Below are 20,099 nucleotides of genomic sequence, written 5' to 3'. Positions count from 1 at the left end.
AAAGACGCTCCACCAACAAAGAAAGGGCAGGTCTTTCGACCTGCCCTGCGCGATAGCACCGATTGGTAGGATTGGGTGCGCCTCGCGGCGTTTGCTTACTTGGCAGCAGTTGCTTTCTTGGCAGCTGCGGTCACGTCGTTGGTGGCTTTTTTGACAGCCGCGTTTGTGTCTTCGGCTACGTCTTTGCCAGCCGCCATCAGCAGCTCAACGGTTTCGGACTGAACTTTTTTCGCGATCTCTGCGAAGGCCGCCATGTTTTCAGCTGCAACTTCAGCCGATGCGCTGGCGAAGTCGGTGGCCGCTTTGGCGTAGTCTGCAGGCTCTGCCTTGGCTTTCGACATCTCGGTCAGCTTGGCCAGGGTGTCCTTGGTCCATTTGCTCGAGATCTCAGCCGACTTTTCAGCCGCTTCCAGTGCAACACCCGACAGCTTTTCGTTCAGCGTCGCGGTCGATTTGAAAGCACCTTCCAGAGCGGTGGTGTCAACGGGGAACGCGCCCATAACGTCTTTCAGGGTCGCGGTGAAGTCTTGCGTCTTTGCCATTGTCCTAAATCCTTTTGCCGAACCGAGCCCACCCCGGTTTTCATCAGCTTGAGGACTATATGAATGCCGCAACGCAGCATTGCAAGATTTTTCTTGCTGCGCTGCAGAAAAATTCTGCGAGACGTATTGAAATCAAATACTTGCCTTGACCCGCACATAGGTCCCCGGCGCCGGGGCTTGGGCAGGATGGGCCGAATCGCCGGTCGCACGCGCGGGTACCTGTTTACCCGACCGCTTCTTCAGCCAGGCCTCCCACCGGGGGCGGCTGAGCCTCGGCAAAATTCCGAACAGATTGACCCCAAAACTCAATCCGCTACGCCAAAAGGCGTACGGAGTTTTTCAAGTGACAAGACATCTTGGACCAAACCGCTCCGCTTAGTCGACCAATGGCAGGAGTTTGTCGAGGCTTGCCCTTGCGTCGCCGTAGAACATGCGGGTGTTTTCTTTGAAGATCAGCGAGTTTTTGATGCCCGAGCACCCGGTGCCCTGGCCTCGTTTAGCTGACGCACCTTGGCAACAATGTCGACCGCCTTCCACAGAGCCGCAGCCGTCTTGACGACCTCACCCCCTGCAGCCTCATACGACGCATCAGAAAACCCGACCGCAACGCCCGCACCCTTCTCAATCAGACACTCATAGCCCAACTTCTGAAGCTGCAACGCCGACTCAGGCATCATCCCAACACGGTTCTCACCGTCATAAGTCTCTCTCGGTGTGCCTATCTTCATCGCCATGATCCTAGCTGCGTTTCTTGGGCGGGATGAGATCGGTGATCGTGCCCTCGAACATCTCGGCCGCGAAGTTCACTGTCTCGCTCAGCGTCGGGTGGGGGTGGATCGTGTGACCAAGATCGACCGCGTCCGCCCCCATTTCGATGGCCAGAGCAGTCTCGGAGATCAGATCACCGGCGTTGGTGCCGACGATGCAGGCACCCACGATGCGCTGATCCTGTGGATCGAACAGCAGCTTGGTGATGCCTTCGGATCGGCCATTGGACAGAGATTTGCCCGACGCGGCCCACGGGAACACGCCTTTTTCGACCTTGATCCCCTTGGCCTTGGCGTCGGTCTCAGTCAGGCCACACCAAGCCACTTCCGGGTCGGTATAGGCGACCGAAGGGATCAGTTTCGCGTCGAAGAACCGCTTGTGACCGGCGGCAACCTCGGCTGCAACTTTGCCTTCGTGCACGGCCTTGTGCGCCAGCATCGGCTGGCCGACTAGATCACCGATGGCGAAGATATGCGGCACGCCGGTGCGCAATTGGTTGTCCACGGCAATAAACCCATGCTCATCCACCGCGACCCCGGCCCTTTCGGCGTCGATCAGCTTGCCGTTGGGCTTGCGTCCCACAGCCACCAGAACCTTATCAAATGTGTCGGTGAAGCTGTCGCCCTTGTCATCCTCGAACGTGACCTTGAGGCCCTTTTTCAACGGTTCAATCGCTGTGACCTTGGTCTTTAGGAAAATGTTCTCATACCGGCCCTTGATGCGGGTCATCAGAGGTTTAACGATATCCTTGTCCGCACCAGGGATAATCTGATCCATCAACTCGACCACGGTGATGTCCGAGCCCAGCGCGTCATAAACGCAAGCCATTTCCAGACCGATGATGCCACCGCCCAGAACCAGCATTCGCTTTGGGACATCCGCCAGTTCCAGCGCACCGGTCGAGTCGATCACGCGGTCGTCATCATGGGGGAGAAAGGGCAGCTCAACCGGTTCGGATCCCGCCGCAATGATGCATTGGCCAAAGGAAACCGTTGTCATTCCGTCATCGCCCACGACCTCAATCATGTTCGGACCCGAGAAGCGACCGTAGCCGCGCACGATCTGAACCTTGCGACCCTTGGACAAACCGTCCAAACCACCGGTCAGTTTGCCGACAACGCTGTCTTTGAAGGCGCGCAATTCGTCCAGGTCAATCTTGGGCTTGCCAAAGCTGACACCATGTGTGCCCATCTCTTCGGCCTCGGTGATGACCTTTGCCACGTGCAACAACGCCTTCGAAGGGATACAGCCCACGTTCAGGCAGACACCGCCCAGCGTCGGATTGCGCTCGATCATTACAACCTTTTTGCCCAGATCTGCGGCGCGGAAGGCTGCGGTGTAGCCACCGGGGCCCGAACCCAGCACAACCACTTCGGCATGTACGTTGCCCTGCCCGGCTGCAGTGCCGGTGGCGTCCACAGCCTGCGGTGTCTCGGGTGCTTCTGCTGGCGCGGCCTTTGGTGTTGCGCCTTCGGCGGCTTCCAAAGTCAGGATCAGCGCGCCTTCCGAGACATTGTCACCTTCGGCAACGGCAATCGAGACGACCTTGCCATCGGCGGGGGACGGAACCTCCATCGTGGCCTTGTCGGATTCCAGTTCGATCAGCGGGTCTTCGGCGGCGACGGTGTCACCAACCGAGACAAGAATGCTGAGCACGGGCACATCGGAGAAATCACCGATATCGGGTACTTTGACGTCCATCTGATCTCTCCTCACCACATCAACTTGCGCATGTCACCCAACAGCGTCTTGAGCGTGACGCAAAAGCGGGCAGCCAAGGCGCCATCAACGGCACGGTGGTCATAGCTGAGCGACATGGGTTGCATCAGGCGCGGCACGAATTCTTCGCCATTCCAGACCGGAGCCATCTTCGACCGGGTCAGGCCCAGAATGGCCACCTCGGGCGCGTTGACGATCGGAGTGAAATGGGTGCCACCGATACCGCCCAGCGACGAGATCGTGAACGTCGCGCCCTGCATGTCGTTCGATTTCAGCTCACCTGCACGCGCCTTGCCCGACAGCTCCATCAGATCCTTGGAGATCTCGACAATGCCCTTACGATCCGCATCTTTAATGACCGGAACAACCAGACCGTTCGGCGTATCCGCCGCAAAGCCGATATTGTAGTAGGATTTGCGGATCAGCTTGTCGCCATCCGGGTGGATCGACGAGTTGAACTCCCAATGCTGTTTCAGCGCATTGACCGAGGCCTTGACCACAAAGCTCAGCAATGTGACGCGATAGCCTTCTTCCTTGGCCATCGTGTCCATTTCCTTGCGGTATTTGTCCAGGTCGGTGATGTCGGCCTCATCATTGTGGGTGACATGTGGGATATTGAGCCATGACCGATGCAACGCAGGGCCAGACAGCTTTTTGATCCGAGGCATTTCCACGTCTTCGACCGGGCCGAACTTTGAGAAATCGACAACCGGGATCGGCGGGATACCCATGCCACCCGATGCACCTGCAGCAGCCGGAGCGGCCGCAGTCGTGGATTTGAGGAACTTGGTGACGTCCTCGCGCAGGATACGACCCTTGCGGCCCGAGCCGTTGACCTTGGACAGATCAATGTCCAGCTGACGGGCAAAGGCGCGCACCGATGGCGAGGCATGGGCCTTGCCGAACCCTTGATCCATCACCGGCGCCGCCGGGGTGGCTGGTGCGGGGGCAGCCGCAGGTGCCGGTGCGACGGTGGGCGCGGTCTCAGCCGGGGCGGTAGGTGCCCCCTCGCCTTCCAGCAGCAGGATCAGCGCCCCCTCGGATACGTTGTCGCCCTCGGACACTTTGATTTCCTTGATGACACCCGCGGCGGGGGACGGAACCTCCATCGTGGCCTTGTCGCTTTCCAATTCGATCAGGGGGTCCTCGGCAGCGACGGTATCACCGACCGAGACCAGGATGCCGATCACCGGAACATCCGCAAAATCCCCGATATCCGGGACAGTTACTTCGATTGCCATGTCTATGTCTCCTCGTGCCCCGTGGGTTTAAACCAACCGGGGGTTCGGCTTGTCGCCGTCGATTTCATATGTCTTGAGCGCCTTCTCGAGCTCGGCCTTGGTCACCGCACCTTCGCGATACAGATCGACCATTGCCGCCGCCGCGATATGATTGGCATCGACCTCGAAGAACCGGCGCAAGTTCACCCGGCTGTCCGAACGGCCATAGCCATCCGTGCCCAGCACCGAATAGCGGCCCGGCACAAAGGCGCGGATCTGCTCGGCGTAGTTCTTCATATAGTCAGTGGCTGCAATGATCGGACCTTTGGCCTTTGAAAGCTGTTCGGTCACGTAAGGCACGCGTTCCTCTGCCAGCGGGTCCAGACGATTGGCGCGGGCCGCATCCTGTCCGTCACGGGCCAATTCGTTGAAGGAGGTGGCCGACCAGATATCAGACGTCACGCCGAAATCTTTCTTCAGCAATTCCGCTGCTTTCATCGCCTGCACAAGAATGGTGCCCGAGCCCATCAGGTTGACGTGCTTCTTGCCTGGCTTCTTGGTTTCCTGAAACCGATACAGCCCCTTGATGATCCCCTCTTCCGCGCCCATCGGCATATCGGGGTGCGTATAGTTTTCGTTCATCAGGGTCAGGTAGAAATAGATATCTTCCTGATCGCCATACATGCGCTGCAGACCATTCTGGATGATCACTGCGACTTCATAGCTGAAGGTCGGATCGTAGGTGATGCAGTTCGGGATAGTGCCCGCAAGAATGTGGCTGTGGCCATCCTCGTGTTGAAGACCTTCACCGTTCAGCGTCGTCCGACCGGCCGTACCGCCCAGCATGAAGCCCCGCGCACGACTATCACCAGCCGCCCAGGCCAGATCACCGATGCGCTGGAAGCCAAACATCGAATAGTAGATGAAGAACGGGATCATCGGGACGCCGTGATTGGAATACGCAGTCGCTGCCGCAATCCAATCGGCCATGGCGCCAGCCTCGTTGATGCCTTCCTGCAGGACCTGACCGTTGGTCGTTTCCTTGTAGAACATCATCTGATCAGCATCTTCAGGGGTATAGTTCTGACCCGAGGGGTTGTAGATCCCGACCGAGCGGAACAGCCCCTCCATCCCAAAGGTCCGGCTTTCGTCCGGCACGATCGGCACCACGTTCTTGCCCATTCCCTTGTCACGCAACAGCGTGGTCAGGATGCGGACAAAGGCCATCGTCGTCGAGATCTCGCGATCACCGGTGCCCTTTAGTTGAGCTTCGAACTTGGAAAGTTCGGGGATCTCCAACGCCGGAGCGCTGCTGTCGCGTTTGGGGAACTCACCGCCCAAAGCCTTGCGTCGATCGGCCAGGTAAGCCTTTTGTGCGTTGTTCAACGACACAAACGGCGCGTTGGGCAGGTCTTCGTCACTGACCGGGATCTGGAACCGATCACGGAACGCACGCAACTGATCTTCGGCCAGTTTCTTTTGCTGGTGGGTGGTGTTCTGCCCCTCACCGGCCGAGCCCATGCCGTAGCCCTTGACGGTTTTCACCAGCAGGCAGGTCGGCGTGCCCTCGTTCTCGGTCGCGCGCTTGAATGCGGTATAGACTTTTTCTGGGTCATGTCCGCCCCGGCGCAATGCCCAGATCTGATCGTCGGTCCAGTCTTCGACCAAAGCAGCGGTTTCCGGGTATTTCCCAAAGAAATGTTCGCGGATATAAGCGCCGTCTTTCGACTTGAACGTTTGGTAGTCGCCATCGACGGTTTCATCCATCAACTGACGCAACCGCCCGCTCGTATCTTTTTCCAGCAGTTGATCCCAGCCCTTACCCCAAAGCAGCTTGATTACGTTCCAGCCCGCACCGCGGAAGTCGCCCTCAAGTTCTTGCACGATCTTGCCGTTGCCGCGAACCGGACCATCGAGCCGTTGCAGGTTGCAGTTGATCACGAAGATCAGGTTATCCAGGCCTTCTCGCACGGCCAGGTCAATTGCACCCCGGCTTTCGGGTTCGTCCATCTCGCCATCGCCGAGGAAGCACCACACTTTACGGTCGGCCATGTCGATATGACCCCGGTTGTGCATGTATTTCATGAACCGCGCCTGATAGATCGCCATCAGTGGACCCAAGCCCATCGAGACTGTCGGGAACTGCCAGTAATCCGGCATCAACCACGGGTGCGGATAGCTGGACAACCCGCCGCCTTCGACCTCGGAGCGGAAGTTTTCCAGCTGCTCTTCAGTGATGCGCCCTTCCATGAAGGACCGGGCATAGATGCCGGGGATCACGTGGCCCTGAAAGAACACCAGATCCCCGCCGTGGATCGCCGATTTCGATCGCCAGAAGTGGTTCAGGCCCACGTCATACATAACGGCAGATGATGCGAAGGAGGCAATGTGGCCGCCATACTCGCTGCTGACTTTGTTGCGCCGAACCACGGTTGCCATGGCGTTCCAGCGGTTGATCGTACGGATCCGCCACTCCATCTCAGGATCGCCGGGAAACGCGTATTGATCGTCAACGGGAATGGTGTTCTGATACGGCGTCGTTGCGGAAAACGGCAGCGTCGCCCCGGCAGCGCGGGCTTTTTGTACGGCCTTGTCCAACAGGAAATGCGCACGGTTCGCGCCATCGCGTTCAATCACATCTTCGATGGCGTCCTGCCATTCCTGACTTTCTACCGGGTCGATATCGGGTTCGAGGTCGTTCATTGGGCAGGTTCCTTTCTCAAACTGTGTCCCGAGGAGTGTCAGACGAAGAATTGTGCGCCGTTGACAGAAATCGTTGAGCCGTTGACAAACCCGGCGTCATCCGAGGCCAAGAAGGCCACACAGCGGGCGATTTCCTCGGGTTCGCCCAGCCGTCCCGCCGGGATTTGGCCGATAATGGCCTCGCGGACCTTTTCAGGCACGGCCATGACCATCTCAGTGGCGATATAACCGGGGCAGATAGCGTTTGCGGTAATGCCTGCGCGCGCGCCTTCCTGTGCCAGAGATTTGACGATTCCCAGATCACCTGCCTTGGTGGCGGCATAGTTGGCTTGCGCAAACTGGCCTTTCTGGCCGTTGATAGAACTGATGACAATGACACGGCCGAACTTACGCTCGCGCATACCGGGCCAGATTGGGTGGATGGTGTTGAAAACGCCGGTCAGGTTGGTGTCTATGACATCTTTCCACTGCTGGGGCGTCATCTTGTGGAACGGCGCGTCGCGGGTAATCCCGGCGTTGGCGACCACAATATCGATCGATCCAATCTCGGCCTCGACCTGCGCGATCCCAGCGGCCGAGGCTTCGTAATCTGCGACATTCCATTTATAGGTTTTGATGCCGGTCTCGGCGGTGAAAGCAGCCGCCTTTTCGTCATTGCCGGCATAGGTCGCGGCAATAGTATATCCTTCAGCTTTCAACTTTCTGGAAATCGCTTCGCCGATACCCCGGCTACCACCGGTTACAAGTGCAGTTCGTGTCATCTCTAATCCCTCCAATTAGTCAGTGACTTTGACCTAACTTGCAGTGTTACGTAGCGTAATTTTTTACCACCGGATAGGCCTGAGCGGAATAACAGCTATGCGTTTCAGGAAAGGTTTAATATTAAACTACTTGAAATTTTAACCTTAAAATTATTCCCTTACAAAGAGTTATCGGAGTGTTTACGCAACCACTCACGGTCAACACGCAAAGGACGGCACGCGATTGCGACCGCGGTCACCGGGGCTTGTCACCAACGTAATCCCGGAACTTCGACATTTTACCAATCCCGGGGTTAAAGGAATTGGTTGGATCGCAGCGCCTGTAATGCGCCGCCAGATCCGGCTTGGCCTTGTAGAGGTGGCCGACATTGTGCTCGGCCGGATATTCGGCCCCGCGCTCATCAAGTATCCGAAGCATCGCAGTCTTGATCGCCCTTGGATCGCATCCCTTTTTGACGATGTAATCCTGGTGCATCACGTGGCACATCAAGTGGCCGTAATAGACTTTGCCAACCAACTGATCGTTGATCTCAGGCGGCAACGTTTCGAACCAGTCACGATCATTACGACGCAGCGCGATATCCAGCGCCAGTATCTCTTCGACTTCGTCGGAATGAACATGGCCATACCGCACGGCGGCACCCGCAGCAGCAAATCGATGCAACCCGGCGATCTTGGCGTCACGCGGGGTGCAGGTGACAAATTCAGCGCCGCGGGAACCAAAGAATTCGGGCAGAAACGCCGCCGCCTCTTCGATACCGCTGTCATGCATTTTCAAGATGAGGTGGTGTTCATAACTGTCACGATACTCATACAGGAACTCCGGCAGATGCTCGGGCCAAAGCTTTGCAACAACCTGCATGAACTTGTCGGTGAAACCCCGGGTCAACGAAAACTTGTTCAGACGCGAGTCCACCGCGCCCTTCATAGCAAAGAACATCGGCAGCCGGTCGGTCCCCAGCTTGTCGATCATTACCAGAGTGTCCTTACCGTATTTCGCTGCGATGTCGAAACACTCTCGATGAACGTATTCGGCTGAAACTGGCAGTGTTTTGAAATGCGTCAGGATGTGGCGACGTAGGTCGGTAAGGTCAGCAGGGTGGTTTGTACCGATGTAGAAGACCTGCTCACGCTCATAGGTCGGGAAGGTATCAAGCCGCACTGCGAATACCGCCAGTTTGCCCGCACAGCCGGACACTTCGTACAACAGCCGTTCGTCATTGTTGTAACGCGAGGGCGTGTCCGCATCGACATCGCGCAGGATCGCAGTGTAATCCGGGTCCGACGCATTGCGACCCTGAGGTGTCGGGGCATCCTTGTCGAAATCCCCGGCTTCAACACGGGTCAGGATTTCCTCTGGAGTGTCGCCCAAATCCAGCCCCAGATGGTTCACCAGTTTCAGCGTCCCATCCGCGGCGATCTGGGCGAAAAGGGCAAGCTCTGTATAACTGGGTCCGCGCTCGCACAAGGAACCGCCGGAATTGTTGCAAACCCCACCCACGATCGAGGCCCCAATGCTGGAGGACCCGATTACCGAATGCGGTGTTCGCCCCAGTGGCCTTAGCTGCTTCTCCAACTCAAACAGAGACGCGCCCGGCAGGCTTAGAACCTGCTGACCGTCTTGCAAAAGGTGCAGGGCTTTCATCCGACTGACATTAATCAGCACAACGTCACGGTCGTAACCGCCTTTGGGTGTAGACCCTTCGGTCAGGCCAGTATTGGACGCCTGCATGATGACGATCTTGTCGGCGGCGACGCAGGCCTGCAGAACGTGCCACAGTTCCAGCAAAGCACCGGGTCGAACGACGCAGAGTGCTTTGCCCTCACCCGATCTGAACCCGCGGCGGAACCGCTCGGTCGCGCGTTCGCCTTTTAGCACATTACGGGCGCCGACGATGGCGCGAAATTTGGTTATGAGGGCTTCGTTGATCATGCCGCGTTCCGATGTGCATCGCCAGGACTGGTCGCTGTGTCCCGGAAGCGCAGGTTAGTGCGCGACAGTTGGTCGAGCCGCGTTACGCCCATCAGCTTCATGTCGCGCTCGATCTCGGCCCGCATCAATCCCAACGCCCGTTCGACGCCCGGCTGACCAGCGGCAGCCAATGGATACAGATAGTGCCGCCCTACCCCGACCGCCTTGGCACCCAAAGACAACGCCTTGAGCACATGGGTTCCGCGCTGAATTCCGCTGTCCATCATCACGTCCAGCTTGTCGCCGACGGCATCAACAATCTCGGCCAACTGATCAAACGGCGTACGCGAGCCGTCCAACTGGCGACCACCGTGGTTCGACAGGATGATGCCGGTACACCCGATCTCAGCCGCACGGCGTGCGTCCTCGACTGTCATGATACCTTTGAGGCAGAACTGGCCATCCCACTCACGCACCATCTCGGCCACATCATCCCAGTCCATCGACGGGTCCAACATGTCAGTGAAGTAGCCACCGATCGAACTGGCGCCGCCGCCCATATCCACATGTTCGTCCAATTGCGGCAGGCGGAACCTTTCATGCGTGACATAGTTGATGCCCCACATCGGCTTGATCGCAAACTGGATCATGCCACCCAAAGTAAGGCGAAACGGGATTGAAAAGCCTGTGCGCAGGTCACGTTCGCGATTGCCGCCGGTGATGCTGTCGACGGTCAGCATCATGACCTCGACGCCAGCCTCTTTGGCGCGCTGCATCATGGCAGAGTTCAGGCCGCGATCCTTGTGGAAGTAGAACTGATAGACCTGCGGGTTCTTATGCTTCTCGCGTAATTCTTCCATGGACACGGTGCCCAGCGACGACACACCGAACATGGTGCCATATTTCTCGGCGGCCGCAGCCACAGCACGTTCCCCTTGATGGTGGAACAGGCGCTGCAAAGCCGTCGGCGAGCAATAAATCGGCATATCCAGCTTTTGCCCCATCACGGTGACCGACATGTCCACGTCCGTCACCCCACGCAGGACCGATGGCAGCAGATCACACCGATCAAACGTCCGTGTGTTTTCGCGGTAAGTCACCTCATCATCCGCGCCGCCATCAATGTAGTCAAAGATCGGCCCCGGTAGGCGGCGCTTGGCCAATCTGCGGAAGTCCTGAAAGTTATGACAATCCTTCAGACGCATGACTCTTCCTCCTTAATAGGCGACGGATGGCAACCAGGTGGCAAGTGTGGGCCACAAGAAGACAAGAGCCAGTCCGGTCAATTGCAGCAGCACAAAGGGGATGATGCCCTTGTAGATATGCGTCAGCTTTATCTCTGGCGGGCAGACGCCCTTGAGATAGAACAAGGCGAACCCCACAGGCGGCGTCAGGAAGCTGGTCTGCAGCGTCACTGCCACCAGAATGACGAACCACACCAAGGCTGGTTCATCCAGAACACCGAAACCTGGGATGTCGATGCCCAGCCCATTTACGATGGGGCGCATCAGGGGCAGCACGATCAGCGTGATCTCGATCCAGTCCAGCACAAAACCCAGCAGGAAGACGATGAACAGGATGAAGAGGATCGTGCCGTTCGCACCAAAGCCGGTGGACTGCACCACGTGTTCGATCAACTCATCTCCGCCCAGTTCTCGTAGGACATACGAAAACACGGTCGCGCCCAGGAAGATCGCGAAGATGTAGGCGGTCGTGTTGAAGGTCGATACCAGCACATTCCACAGTTTGGCGAATGTCAGCTTGCGATAGCCCAGCGCAAGCAGTGTTGCACCCAGTGCACCGATGCCCGAAGCCTCGGTTGGCGTCGTCAGCCCGGCAAAGATCGAACCCAGTACCGCAAGGATCAGCAACAGGGTTGGGATGACGGCAAACAGCACGTCCTTGACGGCGGCCCAATCGGGGGCTTTTGCACCCTCGGGCACTGGTGCCGCATCGCGTTTCACCAAGGCGAGGATAAAGATGTAAGTCAGGTAGAGGCCACCGATGATGACACCCGGAAAGACCGCGGCCATGAACAGATCGCCTACCGACAATGCCATCTGGTCAGCCATGATCACCAGCATGATCGACGGAGGGATCAGGATGCCCAGCGTGCCAGAGGCTGAAACCACTCCAGCCGCCAGCGTGGGTTGGTACTTTTGCTGCATCATTGACGGCAGCGACAGCACACCTAGCAGAACCACGGATGCACCGATGATACCAGTCGAGGCGGCAAGGATGATCCCGATCAGCGTGACCGTGATCGCCAAACCGCCGCGCACCGTACCAAATAGGCGCTGCATCGAGGACATCAGACGCTCGGCCACGCCGCTTTCGTCCAGCATCAGGCCCATAAAGATGAACATCGGCAGCGCAACCAGAACCGCGTTGGACATGGTCGCGTAGACCCGGTTCACCACAGCGCCCAAGGTCAGATAGTCGAGCCCCGTAAAGGTGCTTTCCAACCCTGTCCACAGCATCAGATCGTTGTCGAACAGATAGGCCAGCCCACAATAGGCAACGCCGACACCGGCCAGAACCCAAGCCACCGGATACCCGGTGAAAAGCAACGCAATGAACGTCAGGAACATTGCGATGACCAGCTTTTCCTCAGTCGTTTCAACCAGGAAGGTCAGGCCAATACAAACCGCGGCAAATACGACCAGCACCAGAAGGATTCGGCGCAGGGGTGCGCCCTCGCGCTCCGAGGCGGGCCCGTACATCAGCGCATGCCCGTCATGGATCAATCGCGCCAGCGCGGCCAAGCCCAGCAGAACAAAACTGATCGGAATGACCGCCTTGAAGGCCCAGCGCGCAGGCAGACCTGTGGGGCTGTCCGAGCGCTCGCTGACGCGGAAGCTTTCGTAGAAGTAATCATACCCTTGATCGATCATCAGATAGATGAACGGGGTCAGCAGAGTCAGAATGCCGATCACTTCGATCACACGTTGCGCGCGACGGGACAGTTGCATGTGCAGGACATCGACGCGAACATGGCTGTCCGTGATCAAGGCATAGGAAATGCCGATCATCGTGACGATGCCGTAAAAGTGCCACTGGATCTCGTCCAGTTTGGGATAGTTTTGGCTGAACAGATAGCGCAGTGAAACCTGGCTGAAGATCGCGGCCATCAAAAGGACATTGGCCCACATCACCACATGCCCGACGGTTTTTACACCAGTATCAATAGCAACGGCGATTTTTTGGCGGTCAGTTTCGGGGTGCTCCAGGATGCCTTCATAGGCTTCGACCGGATCATTGAGGTTCTTTTGCGTGGCCATGGGTAATCCTCGCTCAGTTGACCGGCGCTAGCGCGGTCAAGGGAATGCAGGTTTGAAATCCTGATAATGTCCGAGGCAGAGTTGCCCCTGCCCCGGACGCGTCAGCAAGTCGGGTTACTGACGGGGGAGGAACGCGTTGGTTTTCCACAGGACATAGCCGTCGCGGAACTCGTTCATGTCGGACAGAACCTTGGCAAAGAAGGCATCGTTGGCGGCCTCTTCGGCAGCAACCTCATCCCAGGTGGCACGGAATGTATCCAGCATCTCGGGCGACCACTGCTTGATGGTGACGCCGTTGTTTTCAACGTTGTCGATCAGGGCCGCGTGCTGGATGGCCTCACCTTCGGCAAAACTGTCGGCCATCGATGCCTTACAAGCGTTTTCGATGATCGCCTTGTGCTGCTCGCTGGTCTCGTTCCAGACGTCCTTGTTGATCATCAGCTCGAACACGGTCGCCTGCTGGTGCCAACCGGGGAAATAGTTGAACTTGACCAGTTTGTGAAAGCCCAGACGCGCGTCGATGGCAGGCATCGAAAATTCAGTTGCGTCGATGGCACCTTTTTCCAGCGCGGGGAAGATTTCACCACCCGGCAGCAGCGAGGTCGCCACGCCCAGTTTTTGCATGACTTTTCCACCCAGACCGAAGAAGCGCATCTTGAGGCCACTCAGATCTTCAGGGGTGTTGATCTCGGTCGCGAACCAGCCCGACGTTTCAGGGGCGATAACCGCGCAGGGGATTACATGAACGTTGTATCCCGCCTGATCATACATCTCTTGGTACAGCGACATTCCGTTGCCGTAATACAGCCACGCCATGTATTCGCCCGCCTCAGGGCCAAACGGAACCGCCGAGAACAGCGGCGCAGCCGGGATTTTACCCGCCCAGTAACCAGCGGTGGTGTAGCCCGAGTTAATCTTGCCAGTCGATACGGCATCCAGAATTTCGAACGGCGGGACCAATTTGCCCGGCTCGTAAACCTTCATCTTCAGCGTACCGCCAGACATCAGGTCAAGCTGCTCGGCAACACGAGGGATCGGGGAACCCAACCCTGGAAGCTCGGTCGAGAAAGCAATCGGGGTTTTCAGCAGCAGTTTGTCAGCAGCAACCGCAGGTGCCGCCATCAGGCTGGCAGCCACGGCAAGGCTCGTCAGGGTCTTTTTCATGAAATCTCCTCCAGGGTCGGTCGGACTTGGCGTCCGATGAATTTGTGACGCGAGATCTTCCTGCGCCACACTGGTAAATAAAGTTGACCAAACATTTCAGTCAACAACTTTATTTACCAATGGCTCGATTGCCATTTGCCTAGAAATGACCCAGATCGCCTAAACTTAAGAGGGCCGCCGCCAACGATGCCTAAGCAAGTGTTTCGGACTTTTTTGTTTACTGGTAACCAGTTGCGCTCTAAATTTTCCGAGAGGTTACCCCATGAAATCAGGCATTGAAAAACACACACTCAAAGGTTACTTTTATTTACCAAATGGGTTCTGAATCTTCTTCAGAAGGGTAAACCACGATGAACACGACAGCGATTTTCGAACCAATCGGGCACGAATCACTCTCGGATGCAGTGGTGGCTCAGATTGAAGACCTGATTGCTTCGGGCATCCTCAAGCAGGGTCGCAAACTGCCATCAGAACGCGATCTGGCGGAAACCCTTCGCGTATCTCGCCCCAAACTACGTGAGGCGCTGGCGGTTCTTGAAGAGCGGGGCCTGGTGACGACACAGCATGGTGAAGGCACTTTCGTAGCTGCGTTGACAGGCAGCGCCATGCTCCCCGCCCTGTTGGCGCTTTACGAACGCCATGAGCCCGCTTTTTTTGACTATCTCGAATACAGGCGCGAACAGGAAGGCTTTGCCGCTAAGCTCGCCGCGCGGCGGGCGACCAAAGCGGATAAGGAACGGATCACGAATATCTTGGCCGAGGATGAACGCGCCTGGCGCGAGAAGGATGCATTGGCCTCGCGTGAAGCTGATTTTGCACTGCACGCCGCAATTGTGGACGCCAGCCAAAACGCGACGCTCATCCACATGATGGCTTCGATCTATGAGCTCACACGGCAAGGCGTGTTCTACAATCGTGATTTTCTGAAGACCATCGACGGCACGGGCAAGCTGCTGATGGAGCAGCATCGCGAACTTGGAATGGCGGTCATCGCAGGCAACGAAGCACGCGCGGAAAAGGCTGCGTATGACCACATCGACTTTGTAGAAGAGTCCTTCAAGCTTGGCATTGAAAGACGCCGCCGTGAGGCAATGGCCGAAAAGCGCCGCCTTCTGTCTGATTCAAAACTCTGATCGGGCAGCGCAAGTCGTTCTTACTTTCCAACGATCTCAATCATGTAATCACGACGGGCTGCGGCAGGTGGTGGCTGAAACGGCGCTGCCGCGCGTACTTGCGCAAGTGCCACCTGATCCAGTCGTTTCGACCCCGAGCTGCGCTTGACGGTGACACTTACAAGCGCCCCATTGTCGCCAATCCGAAAACTCACCAACACCGCACCACGAATATTGACGTTCTTACGACGGGCACGGGTGATCTTGCGCATTACGTGCCCTCTGTAATTACTGGCCTCGGCGTTACCCTGCCCGGCCGCTATGGAACTTGTCTTTTTGGCCGTCGCAGCGCCTTTGCTGGTTTTTCCCGATGCATTGCCTTTTCTGGCGCTCTTTTCAGAATTTCCTACCTGCGACGCAACCTGATCGACCTTTTGTTTGGTCGGGTCCGCCGGTTTCACGGCTGGGGTTTTCGCGACGGCCTCCGTCTCTGACGGCGCTGCTTCTTGCGCTTCGGCGGATGCTTGTCGATGGGTCACCGCGACGGCGGCTTTGGTGTCGGCGACAGTATGCTTGATCGCCCCGGGAACTGACGCCCGGGCCTGAGAGGTTGGGCTGACCGCAGTTTGTTGCTGTGTCGGTGCGACGGTCGGTTGATGTGCAGTAGCGGGTGCCGAGGCAGTAGCCCCCGTTACATAGTCCTTGAAGGCATCCCCCAGCGCAGCAACCTCGCCCGACCCGCCACCTTCGACAAGCACCGGTTCACCTGCGGAAAAGTCATGCAGGGCAAGAACATGGGTGGCTGCAGCCAGTGCCAAGGCCGCAGTAGCAACGCCACGGGATCTGGGTATCATTGCAAACCCCTTTCTGTGACCACGTACACCCTTTTTGCACCCAGCGCGCGCAAGGCATCACTGACCTCCTTCAGCCGAACAGCAGGTAAAGCCCGGTCCGGCACGACGCGAACATCATCCAGCGGCAGGTTGATCGACGCGCGTTCCACATACGCCTCAACGCCAGTCAGTTCGGCGCCCCGGTATTCCAGTGAACCATCGCTACGAATGACTAACGCGTCGGGTGGCTCACGACCGTCCAGATCACTGGTTTCCACCAGCTTCACCGATTTACTCAGCGGCGGTGCAAGCGTGCCTGCGATCATGAAAAAGATGAGCATCAGAAAGACGACATTGATCAGTGCGATCGTTGGCTCTCGACCCTGTTTTGTCTTGCGTTTGAGTTGAATCATCCGATCACCTGTGCGCGCAAATGGTCGATGCCTTTCAGCACCGAAAGCAAATCAATCAGCTGTTGCGAAGTCGCACTCTGTCCAAGACTGATCAACGCGGTCTGAGGCTTATCGGTCGCCATCACCATGGCCATGTCTTCGAACGCGGCAAGCGTGCCATCAACCAAAATACGGTCGGCCTCAAGTTTGACAAAGCGGATTACCCGGTCAGTTTCCGCTCCTCCGGCAGCGGCAGTGGCAAATTCGACTTCGCCATATTTGGAGAACGTCGACGTCAGCATGAAGAACAGCAACAGCAGAAAGATGACGTCAATCAAGGACGTCATCGACAAGCGCCTGCGCCGTCTTCTGCGGACGTTAAGTGCCATGGGCGAAAACCTGTTGCGGGGTTTGATCAGCCATCGGCGCGTCCTCAGCATAGCCCGGTGCAAACACAGTTCTCAAAGCGCGGTTGGCAAAGGTACGCTCACGGTTCATGCGCGCCTCGAACCACGTCAGGACCATTGATGTCGGCATAGCGACTGCAAGGCCGGCAGCGGTCGTCAACAGGGCCACCCAAATACCACCGGCCAGCAGCGACGGATCAACAGAATTGCCCGCGCCCTGTAGAGTTTGGAACGCCTCGATCATGCCTAATACGGTCCCGAAAAGCCCCAGAAGCGGCGCAAGTTGGGCGACCATATCCAAGACGTTGAACCCTTGCTCAAGTTGGGCAAACCGCGCTTCGGCCTCGGCGTCGGTACGTTCTGACAAGGTGCGATCCTCTCCAGACAAAGCCATCGCGATCACCGGCACCAAGTAGCTGCGGCTATTGCCCAGATGCGCCGTTGTCTCGGCAAGATCTCTGCGATCCCAGGCCTGAATGGCGCGCGAAAGCTCAATATGACGACCGACACCTGCGACGCGAAACTGCCACAGCTTGTAAAGAACCAACGAAAGTGTTGCGATTGAGGTCACGATCAGGATGGCAACAACCGGCCCGCCCAATTCCAGAATTTCCATTACTTTTCTTATAACTGCGTCCATAACCTCACCCGATTACTTCCGTTTCAAGGCGACTTGTGAGTGTAAGCCCGGACATGCAGGCGTCGGCCATGTCAGATTGTGTCACGCATTCCTGCACGCCGTTGATCAGTATTCGGCTGATCTGATCGCAAGCCATGTCGTTGAACTGGAACTGCCGCACACGGGGCTTGCTCGCAGGCAATTCGGCAAAATCAAGTAGTGTCAGAAGGGCCACCTGACCTTCTGCGCCGAAAAGAACGGTCTCATAAACCGCGCCATCGATATCGATGCCATAGGTATTTTCAGCGACAAAACTCAGCAAACAGCTTTCGCCCTTTGTCTCGGCACTGCTGAGTTCGATTGATACGCCGCTGGGCTTTTGCGTTTCCTCTGCGCTGGCAATCCCTGCCCCCAAAATTGGGAGCAGGGCCAGCAGGACCACCCGAGCATTTCTTTTGATTGTTGTCTGCATGACTGGTCCTTTCGTATGGATCAGAAGGTTTTGGCCAGGGTCAGCTTGAAGTTCCGGCCCGGTGAGTTACGGGTCGAAAGGTTCGGCAGGTAGTTCTTGTCAAAGATGTTCTCGACGCCTGCACGAACTTCGAAACCCTGAAACGCGCCTTCTTGCGGCAGATAGGTCGCGCGCAGGGTGTTCACGCCGTAGCCAGCAACCGGATCTCCGCTTGAGTCGGTGCCGGATTTGGCGCCGAACAGCTCCCAGCTGACGTCCAGAGTTTCGCCAAAGCGTTTGCCGACTGTTACCCGCGCTGAGTCTGTCGGTTCGTTCCGCCATGGTGAATCCACGCCAAGCGAGCTGGTTTCAGTCCCTTTGACGATGTTTGCGTTGAAGTCGACATAGTATCCAGCCGCGCTGGCATAAGATGCCTCGATTTCAACGCCCTTGGTTTCAACTTCCTGCAGCGGGCGGGAAGGACTGCCCGATACATAAGACGTGATGTCCCAAAGATCTGTCTTATAGAAATTGACCTTGGCACGAACTACGTCGCCCGCTGCAAAAACATCGCCCCTGTTGTACGAGAACCCTGCTTCCCATGTGCGCGATTTTTCGGGCTGCGTCATGTATGCGGGCGTGCCCAGATCGTCGATGATTGGCAGGTTTTCCGTATACGCACCGCTGCCGAACACGGCAAAACCGCTGGCAAACTCGTACCGTGCAGACAAACCGCCCATCAGTGCGTTGTTGTCATAGCTTTCATTGCGCGGAGCCGGTGCATCACCGTCGCCTTTGATGTCCTGCGTCTCGTACCGGATCGCCGGAGTGATGGTCAGCTGATCGCCGATCTGGATATCATCCACCGCAAACAGTGCGACACGGCGATCGGTGCCACCGGGGGCCGAGGGCGCGTCCAGACGCTCGCGATTGATGAACTCGATCCCCGCGCGCAGGTCGTGCGCGGCGACGCCGGTTTGGAAGTACGACGTGTTCTTGATCGTCAGCTTCGTGGTTTCGTAGTTATGGGTTGCGTCGGCCAGCCCACGAATGCTTGGGAAGAATGGCGTTCCTTCCAGGCTTGAGGAGCCGGGCACGTAAGTGCTGTCAATCTCCTGCTCCGAGTAGCTGAGGTTCACGTCCAGATCGATTAAATCGTTGCCCGCCGGACGATATTGATACCGCAGAATGCCAATTTTTGTTTCGATGTCGCGGTCTACGTTCCCGAACGAATCCGACGTCGTGCCGAACGAGTCATACGGAACATCGCGTTCTTGTGACGTCGACTGATTATAGGACGCGGTGATCGAATGCTCGAGATTGTCGCCAAAGCTGTACTTTCCCTTGGCCAACAGCGACGGCAGCGTGAAGGCACTGTTACCGATCGAATCGCCATTGCCGTCCTTCTGATCGTCCTGATCACGATAGGTGTAGTTGAACAGGAATTCGGTCTGGCGGTTTGGCTGCCAGGCCAGGATGGACGACGAGGCAAAGCCGTTCCCGTTGGAATACCCTTCCAGCGTTTGGCGGAACCGGAAGCCCGGCTCACCACCGGTGAAATCTGACGCGTCTTTGGTTTCCAACTGAACCACGCCGCCTACGACACCCGAACCGTATTCGAACGACCCCACAGTGCCGCGAATGACTGAGACGCTTTTATATAGCTGCGGATCAGTGAACAACTGATTGCCGATCCGATACAACTCCTCCGCGCCGGTTGTAGCCCCATCGACAAGGATCAGCACTTTCTGGTCGGTCCCAAAGGTGCCGTTGGCACCGAACCCACGGATATTGATCCCTGACCCTTGCGGTGTCGAGCCATTGACCAGCGTCACACCGGGCACCGTGTCAATCAGTTCTGCGACGGTGTTGGCCTGACGGTCGTTGATCTCTTCCTGATCGATATTGGTGACCGGCACGGCGGTATCCGTTTGGATTTCCCGTTTGCTTTCACCCAGTTCCAGCGTGCCCAGGAAGCCTTCATCCTGTTCCTGCGCCGAAGCACCAGCCGCTACCATGCTCAGGCACGACACCGTACCAAGCAACCCCATCTTTTGAATACGCGAACGCATTTCTGTCCCTTCGAAATTTTAAGAGGACCGGAAATGCTTGCTCCGCGCTGGCTTGGTCAGTCTTTTATGATTTTTGGAATCGCCTTTTTTGGCGACTTGTGCTCGTTAATAAAGTTGACTAAAACAGTCAACATAAATTCCTG

The 20,099-nt window shown here is 57.1% G+C and carries 16 protein-coding genes and 1 pseudogene; 1 reads left to right on the top strand and 16 read right to left on the bottom strand.

The annotated features are described in order from the left end of the window. Positions 1-95: 95 nt before the first annotated feature. The 10 genes and pseudogenes from AC2FD9_RS10095 to AC2FD9_RS10050 all read right to left on the bottom strand — a co-directional run bounded on the left by AC2FD9_RS10095 (position 96) and on the right by AC2FD9_RS10050 (position 14,070). Complete coding sequence (locus AC2FD9_RS10095) at positions 96-542, bottom strand: phasin family protein (RefSeq protein WP_496836657.1); 447 nt, start codon at positions 540-542, stop codon at positions 96-98. 458 nt (positions 543-1,000) lie between these two features. Beyond that, positions 1,001-1,270 (bottom strand): annotated as a pseudogene (locus AC2FD9_RS10090) (Re/Si-specific NAD(P)(+) transhydrogenase subunit alpha); the annotation flags it as partial. A 10-nt stretch (positions 1,271-1,280) separates the two neighbouring features. Further along, entirely contained in the window at positions 1,281-3,011 is a 1,731-nt protein-coding gene (gene lpdA, locus AC2FD9_RS10085; protein WP_496836655.1) for a dihydrolipoyl dehydrogenase, read from the bottom strand. 11 nt (positions 3,012-3,022) lie between these two features. Continuing rightward, entirely contained in the window at positions 3,023-4,270 is a 1,248-nt protein-coding gene (aceF, locus tag AC2FD9_RS10080) for a dihydrolipoyllysine-residue acetyltransferase (RefSeq protein WP_496836654.1), read from the bottom strand. 27 nt (positions 4,271-4,297) lie between these two features. Continuing rightward, the gene (aceE, locus tag AC2FD9_RS10075) at positions 4,298-6,952 is read right to left on the bottom strand and encodes a pyruvate dehydrogenase (acetyl-transferring), homodimeric type (protein WP_496836653.1); all 2,655 of its coding nucleotides are present in this window, start codon (positions 6,950-6,952) and stop codon (positions 4,298-4,300) included. A 38-nt stretch (positions 6,953-6,990) separates the two neighbouring features. Then, entirely contained in the window at positions 6,991-7,713 is a 723-nt protein-coding gene (gene phbB / locus AC2FD9_RS10070) for an acetoacetyl-CoA reductase (RefSeq protein ID WP_496836651.1), read from the bottom strand. 235 nt (positions 7,714-7,948) lie between these two features. Then, a complete protein-coding gene (gene dld / locus AC2FD9_RS10065) occupies positions 7,949-9,646 on the bottom strand; it encodes a D-lactate dehydrogenase (RefSeq protein ID WP_496836649.1) in 1,698 nt (565 codons plus the stop codon). Then, positions 9,643-10,830 (bottom strand): alpha-hydroxy acid oxidase, encoded by a 1,188-nt coding sequence (locus AC2FD9_RS10060; RefSeq protein ID WP_496836647.1) that lies wholly within the window; start codon positions 10,828-10,830, stop codon positions 9,643-9,645. Before AC2FD9_RS10060 ends, dld begins: the two co-directional genes overlap by 4 nt. A 12-nt stretch (positions 10,831-10,842) precedes the next feature. Beyond that, on the bottom strand, positions 10,843-12,906 hold the full coding sequence (locus AC2FD9_RS10055; protein ID WP_496836645.1) for a TRAP transporter large permease subunit: 2,064 nt from the start codon (positions 12,904-12,906) through the stop codon (positions 10,843-10,845). A gap of 114 nt (positions 12,907-13,020) precedes the next feature. Then, positions 13,021-14,070: a TRAP transporter substrate-binding protein gene (locus AC2FD9_RS10050; RefSeq protein ID WP_472724062.1), complete on the bottom strand. Its 1,050-nt coding sequence runs from the start codon at positions 14,068-14,070 to the stop codon at positions 13,021-13,023. Between the two features lie 350 nt (positions 14,071-14,420). On the opposite strand from AC2FD9_RS10050, the gene AC2FD9_RS10045 reads away from it, so the two are divergent. Beyond that, positions 14,421-15,203 (top strand): FadR/GntR family transcriptional regulator, encoded by a 783-nt coding sequence (locus AC2FD9_RS10045; protein WP_496836643.1) that lies wholly within the window; start codon positions 14,421-14,423, stop codon positions 15,201-15,203. Positions 15,204-15,223: 20 nt separating this feature from the next. Here AC2FD9_RS10045 and AC2FD9_RS10040 read toward each other — a convergent pair whose 3' ends face one another. Genes AC2FD9_RS10040 through AC2FD9_RS10015 form a run of 6 tightly spaced genes read right to left on the bottom strand, consistent with a single transcriptional unit; the run spans position 15,224 to position 19,956 of the window. Further along, a complete protein-coding gene (locus AC2FD9_RS10040; protein ID WP_496836641.1) occupies positions 15,224-16,036 on the bottom strand; it encodes an energy transducer TonB in 813 nt (270 codons plus the stop codon). After that, on the bottom strand, positions 16,033-16,428 hold the full coding sequence (locus AC2FD9_RS10035) for an ExbD/TolR family protein (RefSeq protein WP_496836639.1): 396 nt from the start codon (positions 16,426-16,428) through the stop codon (positions 16,033-16,035). Before AC2FD9_RS10035 ends, AC2FD9_RS10040 begins: the two co-directional genes overlap by 4 nt. Then, entirely contained in the window at positions 16,425-16,796 is a 372-nt protein-coding gene (locus AC2FD9_RS10030; RefSeq protein ID WP_496754547.1) for a biopolymer transporter ExbD, read from the bottom strand. Before AC2FD9_RS10030 ends, AC2FD9_RS10035 begins: the two co-directional genes overlap by 4 nt. Then, positions 16,786-17,430, bottom strand: coding sequence for a MotA/TolQ/ExbB proton channel family protein (locus tag AC2FD9_RS10025; protein WP_496836637.1), 645 nt, complete (start codon positions 17,428-17,430; stop codon positions 16,786-16,788). The genes AC2FD9_RS10030 and AC2FD9_RS10025 overlap by 11 nt, the downstream gene beginning before the upstream one ends. Positions 17,431-17,458: 28 nt before the next feature. After that, complete coding sequence (locus AC2FD9_RS10020) at positions 17,459-17,905, bottom strand: hypothetical protein (protein ID WP_496836636.1); 447 nt, start codon at positions 17,903-17,905, stop codon at positions 17,459-17,461. 20 nt (positions 17,906-17,925) lie between these two features. Beyond that, a complete protein-coding gene (locus AC2FD9_RS10015) occupies positions 17,926-19,956 on the bottom strand; it encodes a TonB-dependent receptor domain-containing protein (protein ID WP_496836634.1) in 2,031 nt (676 codons plus the stop codon). Between the last annotated feature and the right edge of the window lie 143 nt (positions 19,957-20,099).

It is taken from the genome of Ruegeria sp. YTSC230, assembly GCF_059609665.1.
The sequence above is the reverse complement of the archived record's forward strand: the minus strand, read 5'-3'. Positions and strand labels throughout refer to the sequence as shown.

What these genes read in the sequence shown, in the direction of transcription:
- aceF (WP_496836654.1), bottom strand. Translation starts at nt 4,270, where the DNA reads ATGGCAATCGAAGTAACTGTCCCGGATATCGGGGATTTTGCGGATGTT.
- AC2FD9_RS10050 (WP_472724062.1), bottom strand. Translation starts at nt 14,070, where the DNA reads ATGAAAAAGACCCTGACGAGCCTTGCCGTGGCTGCCAGCCTGATGGCG.
- AC2FD9_RS10035 (WP_496836639.1), bottom strand. Translation starts at nt 16,428, where the DNA reads ATGATTCAACTCAAACGCAAGACAAAACAGGGTCGAGAGCCAACGATC.
- dld (WP_496836649.1), bottom strand. Translation starts at nt 9,646, where the DNA reads ATGATCAACGAAGCCCTCATAACCAAATTTCGCGCCATCGTCGGCGCC.
- AC2FD9_RS10015 (WP_496836634.1), bottom strand. Translation starts at nt 19,956, where the DNA reads ATGCGTTCGCGTATTCAAAAGATGGGGTTGCTTGGTACGGTGTCGTGC.
- AC2FD9_RS10055 (WP_496836645.1), bottom strand. Translation starts at nt 12,906, where the DNA reads ATGGCCACGCAAAAGAACCTCAATGATCCGGTCGAAGCCTATGAAGGC.
- AC2FD9_RS10025 (WP_496836637.1), bottom strand. Translation starts at nt 17,430, where the DNA reads ATGGAAATTCTGGAATTGGGCGGGCCGGTTGTTGCCATCCTGATCGTG.
- AC2FD9_RS10045 (WP_496836643.1), top strand. Translation starts at nt 14,421, where the DNA reads ATGAACACGACAGCGATTTTCGAACCAATCGGGCACGAATCACTCTCG.
- AC2FD9_RS10040 (WP_496836641.1), bottom strand. Translation starts at nt 16,036, where the DNA reads ATGATACCCAGATCCCGTGGCGTTGCTACTGCGGCCTTGGCACTGGCT.
- aceE (WP_496836653.1), bottom strand. Translation starts at nt 6,952, where the DNA reads ATGAACGACCTCGAACCCGATATCGACCCGGTAGAAAGTCAGGAATGG.
- lpdA (WP_496836655.1), bottom strand. Translation starts at nt 3,011, where the DNA reads ATGGACGTCAAAGTACCCGATATCGGTGATTTCTCCGATGTGCCCGTG.
- AC2FD9_RS10020 (WP_496836636.1), bottom strand. Translation starts at nt 17,905, where the DNA reads ATGCAGACAACAATCAAAAGAAATGCTCGGGTGGTCCTGCTGGCCCTG.
- AC2FD9_RS10030 (WP_496754547.1), bottom strand. Translation starts at nt 16,796, where the DNA reads ATGGCACTTAACGTCCGCAGAAGACGGCGCAGGCGCTTGTCGATGACG.
- AC2FD9_RS10095 (WP_496836657.1), bottom strand. Translation starts at nt 542, where the DNA reads ATGGCAAAGACGCAAGACTTCACCGCGACCCTGAAAGACGTTATGGGC.
- AC2FD9_RS10060 (WP_496836647.1), bottom strand. Translation starts at nt 10,830, where the DNA reads ATGCGTCTGAAGGATTGTCATAACTTTCAGGACTTCCGCAGATTGGCC.
- phbB (WP_496836651.1), bottom strand. Translation starts at nt 7,713, where the DNA reads ATGACACGAACTGCACTTGTAACCGGTGGTAGCCGGGGTATCGGCGAA.